This is a genomic window from Enterococcus olivae (genome assembly GCF_053760925.1).
Map to the genome: position 1 here is coordinate 1 of NZ_JBSMVT010000051.1, position 6,150 is coordinate 6,150.

The following is a 6,150-nucleotide window of genomic DNA, read 5'->3' on the forward strand; positions in this document are numbered from 1 at the left end:
TTTAGTTGAATAACAGATAAAAAATTCTGGAAATAGTCATCCTCTGCGTCAGCACTATTCGTTTTTAACATTTTTCAGAAAAACAAATAATCTGAATATTCTTACTCTATTTGTGCAACACTAGTGTTATTTCCTGTATCAAGTGTCTAAGCTTGTCCTGTGACAAAGGTGTGAGAAATAAGAACAAATGAGTCAAAAAATCTTACGCTCTCCGTCACTTCCAGAGAGCGTAAGATTCTTGATGCTTTGCTTACTTATTCAACCAGACTGCTACTTCAGCCAAAGCGGCGGGAATTCCCTCTGGTTTCTTACCACCAGCTTGTGCCATATCTGGACGACCACCACCGCCACCACCTACTTTAGGTGCGATCGCTTTGATCAAATCGCCAGCCTTCAAGCCTTTTTTCAAGCCTTCTGGACTAACTGCTGCTAATAAATTCACTTTTTCATTGGCAACGGTTGCCAGCACAAGAACTTCAGAAGCCGCTTTTTGCTTCCATTGATCGGCTAATTGACGTAATTGATTCATATCTTTCACATTGACTTGTGCAGCAATATAAGTAGCGCCATTGACTTCTTTGACATCTTTAAAGATATCTCCAGCTTGCTGATTAGCCAATTTGCTTGATAATGCTTCATTTTCTTTCTGAGCTGCACGCAACTGTTGCTGTAGCTGCTCGACACGAGAAACTGTTTCTTTCAATTGAGGCGCTTTGACGATTTGAGCAACCTCACGCAATCGTTGTTCTTCTTGATGAAGCAGTTCATAAGCCTCTTTACTAGTCACAGCTTCGACACGACGTACACCAGCACCGATCCCTGATTCTGAAACGATCTTGAAGATACCAATATCTTCGGTATTTACTACATGATTCCCACCACAGAGCTCGATAGACCAGTCTGCAACATTCACCACACGTACTTCTTGACCATATTTTTCACCAAAGAGTGCCATTGCTCCCATCGCTTTTGCTGAATCAATGTCCGTTTCAACCGTCGCTACTGGAAGTGCTGCCCAAATTTTTTCATTGACAATTTGTTCCATTTCTTGTAATTCATCTGCTGTGACTTGACCAAAATGAGTAAAGTCAAAGCGCAAATGTCCAGGTGCCACTAAGGAACCAGCTTGGTTTGCATGGGTACCTAAAACTTCCTTCAGTGCTTTGTGTAGCAAGTGTGTCGCTGTATGATTTTTCGTAATTCGACTGTGACGATCCTTATCGACTACTAGAGAATAGCTTGCTCCTTCATGAAGTTCACCAGAGACTGTCACATGGTGTAAGAACTGACCATTCGGCGCTTTTTTCACATTTTCAACGACAGCAACGACTTCTCCTGCTTCATCCAAAATAGTACCTGTATCTGCAATTTGTCCACCCATTTCAGCATAAAACGGTGTTTCAGAGAAAATCAACTGCGCATTTCCTGCTTTTACTTCAGACAGCATAGCATCGTCTTGAACGATCACCAGCAGTTCGCTTTCAGCCTGTAAACGATCATAACCGACATACTCACTTTTCACTTTGATGTCTGTCAGCAAGGCCGATTGTTCACCCATCGATAATTCCGTGCTACGGGCAGCCCGTGCACGTTCTCTTTGTGCAGTCATCTCTGTTTCAAAACCAGCATGATCTACTTTTAGACCTGCTTCTTCAGCAACTTCCTCTGTCAGCTCTACAGGGAAACCATAGGTATCGTAAAGTTTAAAGATATCTGAACCATTCAAGGTATCTTTAGCCTCTGTTTTGACTTGCTCGATTACTTGATTTAAAATATCCATTCCTTCATTGATCGTTTCATGGAAGCGTTCCTCTTCTGTGCGAACTACTTTTTCAATGAATGCACGATTTTCAAGAACTTCAGGGTAATAGCTTTCCATGATCTGTCCAACTACAGGAACTAGCTGATACAAGAAAGCTGATTTAATCTGTAATTTTTGTCCATGCATAACTGCACGGCGCAACAAACGGCGCAAGACGTAGCCACGACCTTCATTTGACGGCAACGCCCCATCACCGATCGCAAATGACAACGCACGGATATGGTCGGCAATTACTTTGAAAGAGACATCCGTAACTGGATTCTCTCCGTATTTGACTTTCCCACTGATTTTTTCGATTTCATGAATGATCGGTAGGAATAAGTCTGTTTCAAAATTGGTTGGTGCGTTTTGAATAACAGAGACCATGCGCTCTAATCCCATGCCCGTATCAATATTTTTATGGGGCAGTGGTTCATAGGTATCGTCTGGTTTATGATTGAATTCAGAGAAGACTAAATTCCAAATTTCTAGATAGCGTTCATTTTCGCCACCAGGATAATTTTCCGGATCATCTGCAGCTAAATTGTTGAACTCTTCGCCACGATCATAAAAAATCTCACTGTCCGGTCCACTTGGTCCAGCACCGATATCCCAGAAATTATCTTCTACTTCAACGATGTGATCTTCAGAAAGACCGACTTCCTCACTCCAAATACGTTTCGCTTCAGTATCTTTTGGATAAACAGTTACATATAATTTTTCAGGATCAAAACCGATCCATTTGGGAGAAGTTAAAAATTCCCATGCCCATTCGATTGCTTCTTCTTTAAAATAATCACCGATCGAAAAATTACCCAGCATTTCAAACATTGTATGGTGGCGAGCTGTCCGACCAACATTTTCAATGTCATTAGTCCGAATCGATTTTTGTGCATTGGTGATCCGTGGGTTTTCCGGAACGATCGATCCATCAAAATATTTTTTCAGTGTGGCTACTCCAGAGTTGATCCATAATAAAGTAGGATCGTCTACGGGAACCAATGAAGCACTCGGTTCCACCGAATGTCCTTTCTCCTTGAAAAAATCCAAGAACATTTGACGAACTTCTGCACTAGATAACTGTTTCATTGTTTTCTCTCCTTGTTCATATTAAAGTATTAAATTTTGCAAGCAAAATTTAGTTCGATTTTCACGCCGTATATCATTCCACTAGCTGGCCTTTTTTTATAGCTACTTCAATTTAATATAGATGCCCTACTAAGTAAGGCTACCAAAGTGGAACTGACATCCTTGTTCATATTAAAGTATTAAATTTTGTACACAAAAAGACACCTTGCAAGACAAGGACGTCTACACGCGGTACCACCTTGTTTGCAATGATGTCGTATCATTACCTCTTGATCTCTATAACGCTGAGTTGCGTTGATATTTCTACCAAATAATTTTAAAGGGAGCAATCAAAGAGCAGCCATTCTTTTCTCTCAGCAAACGAAAAGATTTCTGTGAGGACCTACCTGTTGACCATATCCTTTTCTACTCCACAAAGTATAGGCAAAGATTGGGCAAATGTCAATTTTTTCTTTCAAAATTCTCGGATTTGAGAAAGTTTCAATTGAGAGTTTTTTTCAATCTTTTGCTTGCTATGTTAAAGCTGAAAATATCTAATCATTTTTAGTAATAAAAAGCCCAGTAAAATTTCCACAAACAAAAGCAATAAAAATTGAACTGCATGTTCCGTACGACTGTAAGTGCGCAAACGGCTAGTAAAAATCATATCCCATCGATCGATAGAAGATCCTACAAAATCAGCCGCTTCTCGACGGTCAAAAGGGATCGGAACACTACCATAAGCGTAAGACAATACTTTCCCGTCATGCAAAATGTTTAAAAGAACTCTTCCTCTGTTCTGACCAGAGAACTCCTCCACGTTAAAATCAACTATCAAGTCCTCTAGATGGGTGTCCGTAAAAGAAACAATAAACTTTCCATCAGCCTCGTCTGTGTAACGAATCGCTGCCACATCTTCTTGCTTCAATTCAAAGGTACTAGCCGTCCTGTCCAGCAGTTCGATCAACTCCTCCTGTTTTATCAAGACAAGTACGTCGACTGTCAGATACAAGATAAGTAACCATCGACCGATTTTTCCAATTTTCTGTTTTTGACGAGTCATTGAATATACACCTAATTCTCTACAAGACTTTTATTATTCTGATCGGATGATAATAGCTTTCCGATATAGAAAGTCGCAGGGATCGAGTGTCTCATCTTCAGATAAAATTTTTCGAGAACGATAGTAAGAGGACAATGGTAAGGAATCGAATAACGGAATCTGAGTGTCTGTCAATTTTTCCAGTTTCAAACGATTGGAATCTGTTACCTCCCAGCGCGTTCGACTCGTGTCAAAAAATAGACCAAACATATTTTCCTGTTTCATTTTCTTGAATACTTGTTTTCCATAATAATTACTGTCTTGGGGAATCTCATTGCCCCAACGAAACAATTTTCTAGTGCCGCCCCCTACTGCGTATTCCCATTGATCTTCATCCAGTAAATCAAAAATTTCATGATGTACTTTTTTTCTCAAATCAGTCAAGGAACACGTTTGATGACTATAAACACGATAACATTCTTCCTCTGACTGAAGAACGGCATAAAAGCTGTCTTTTTCAAAAATTTCTTCCGGCATTTGCCACATTAGGCTTTCTTCCAGACTCTGCGGTTGCTTGAAATGCTTTCTCAACAATGGTTCAACTGGTGAAAACTGTTCAACCAACCCCGTGAATTCCCCTGTCACAATATTTAGCTCACCAATCAAATCTGTCCCCGCCGGCAAAGCTTCTTTCTGCACTAGCATTGGTGGAACCGTGACTTTCCGTAGGGTACTCGTTGATTCATTGACAAAATCATCCCAGTCTTCGGTCGTTTCTAGTGTATAGCTGCGTGCCATTGTTTCATAATAGTCGCTGCTCTCTTTTCGTTTGGAATCCCAGGCAGTGACTGGCAAGCCTTGAGTTCCAAGATCCCATCCCAAAATCACTTCTTTGCTACCCGGTACCAAAACAAATCGCTCCCCATCGATCGAGCATTCAAAGCTTCCACATTTTACTCCTGAAAGTTTGAATTCGCAATAAACGACATCCGAAACTTTTTTTAAAGGACTGACAAAATACATCAGTACCTGACTAATTACTTGAACTCTTAATTCGGTCGATAAATTTTTCCAATTACTCCATTCTAATGCTTCAAAGAGATTCACTCTACTTTCCCCTTTTCATCTATGATCGGTATTTGATACAATCAAGTATACCACTAAAACAATCAATTTCATTGCAAATCTGAGAAAAAGAAAGGAGAAAAACATGGAAAATGGACTGGCACCTATCTATGATGAGCGCACAGAGATACTCATTCTGGGTAGTGCTCCCAGCGAACAATCACTGAAAAAAAGACAGTATTACGGCAATCCAAGCAATCAATTTTGGAAGACGGTTTTTCAAGCATTGGCCGTTCCCGATCCTAAGGAATATTCAGAGCGATTGCGCATTCTCAAAGCACATAAAATTGGATTATGGGATGTCTATAGCACTTTTCAGCGTGAGGGGAGCATGGACCATCACTTTAAAGAAACTCAACTGAATCAATTCGATGAATTACTGAAAAAAACTTCCATAAAAAAAATTATTGCAAATGGTAAAAAAGCCTCTGAAGAAATACACAAACAGCCGTTGTTCGCATCGATCCCTGTCATTGACTGTTCCTCAACTAGCGGTGCCAACAATGGTCGGATGCAACAACGTCTAGAAGAATGGTCCAAAGCCCTGTCCTCTGCTTGTCAGGCACTTTATTTTGGTAATGATGTCTGGATCCAAGCAGCCGCTTTCCATCTTCGCTTCCAAGTATTCGTGCTTGAACAAAAAATTCCATTGCAATGGGAATTCGATACAATCGATGAACAGTCTGCCCCTTCTTTGGTACTTTTTGAGAAGCAACAACCTATCGCGACGATCCGTTATCAGGCCTACACGCACGATACGATCCAGCCTGATCGTTTTTGTGTAGCTAAAAAATATCGTCGAAAAGGCATCGGTCGGATACTTTTAGAGTATTTTGAAAGACAGGCTATAGAAGATGGCTACCGTTTCTCCCGACTTTCTGCAGAAAAAACGGCCCTCTCGTTCTATCAAAAACTGGGTTATGAGACCTGCTCTGAACCCTTTGAAGAAGATGGTATTCTATGTATAAGGATGCAAAAGCAGCTATGAGTAATTATCCACCCGTGAAAACGGGTGGCTTTTTATCACCTCTAGAAGAGGTCGCCATTCGCTGCCCCTTAAAAGGAGCTTTTTCAAAGACTGCCAACCGCTCATCGCTCGCCTCTTTATTTATTT

At 40.6% G+C, this 6,150-nt stretch carries 4 protein-coding genes; 1 reads left to right on the forward strand and 3 read right to left on the reverse strand.

What is annotated here, in order from left to right; genetic code table 11:
- Positions 1-250: 250 nt before the first annotated feature.
- The 3 genes from alaS to ACWODM_RS16095 form a co-directional block, all read right to left on the reverse strand.
- Positions 251-2,890 (reverse strand): alanine--tRNA ligase, encoded by a 2,640-nt coding sequence (gene alaS, locus ACWODM_RS16085; RefSeq protein WP_455322343.1) that lies wholly within the window; start codon positions 2,888-2,890, stop codon positions 251-253.
- Positions 2,891-3,407: 517 nt separating this feature from the next.
- The gene (locus tag ACWODM_RS16090; RefSeq protein WP_455322344.1) at positions 3,408-3,932 is read right to left on the reverse strand and encodes a hypothetical protein; all 525 of its coding nucleotides are present in this window, start codon (positions 3,930-3,932) and stop codon (positions 3,408-3,410) included.
- Between the two features lie 33 nt (positions 3,933-3,965).
- Positions 3,966-5,018: a DUF7278 family profilin-like fold-containing protein gene (locus ACWODM_RS16095; protein WP_455322345.1), complete on the reverse strand. Its 1,053-nt coding sequence runs from the start codon at positions 5,016-5,018 to the stop codon at positions 3,966-3,968.
- Between the two features lie 103 nt (positions 5,019-5,121).
- Between ACWODM_RS16095 and ACWODM_RS16100 the strand changes: the two genes are divergently transcribed.
- Complete coding sequence (locus tag ACWODM_RS16100) at positions 5,122-6,024, forward strand: DNA-deoxyinosine glycosylase (RefSeq protein ID WP_455322346.1); 903 nt, start codon at positions 5,122-5,124, stop codon at positions 6,022-6,024.
- Positions 6,025-6,150: the final 126 nt, after the last annotated feature.

Excerpts from the sequence above, each read along its gene's own strand:
- alaS (WP_455322343.1), bottom strand. The coding sequence starts at position 2,890 with ATGAAACAGTTATCTAGTGCAGAAGTTCGTCAAATGTTCTTGGATTTT.
- ACWODM_RS16090 (WP_455322344.1), bottom strand. The coding sequence starts at position 3,932 with ATGACTCGTCAAAAACAGAAAATTGGAAAAATCGGTCGATGGTTACTT.
- ACWODM_RS16100 (WP_455322346.1), top strand. The coding sequence starts at position 5,122 with ATGGAAAATGGACTGGCACCTATCTATGATGAGCGCACAGAGATACTC.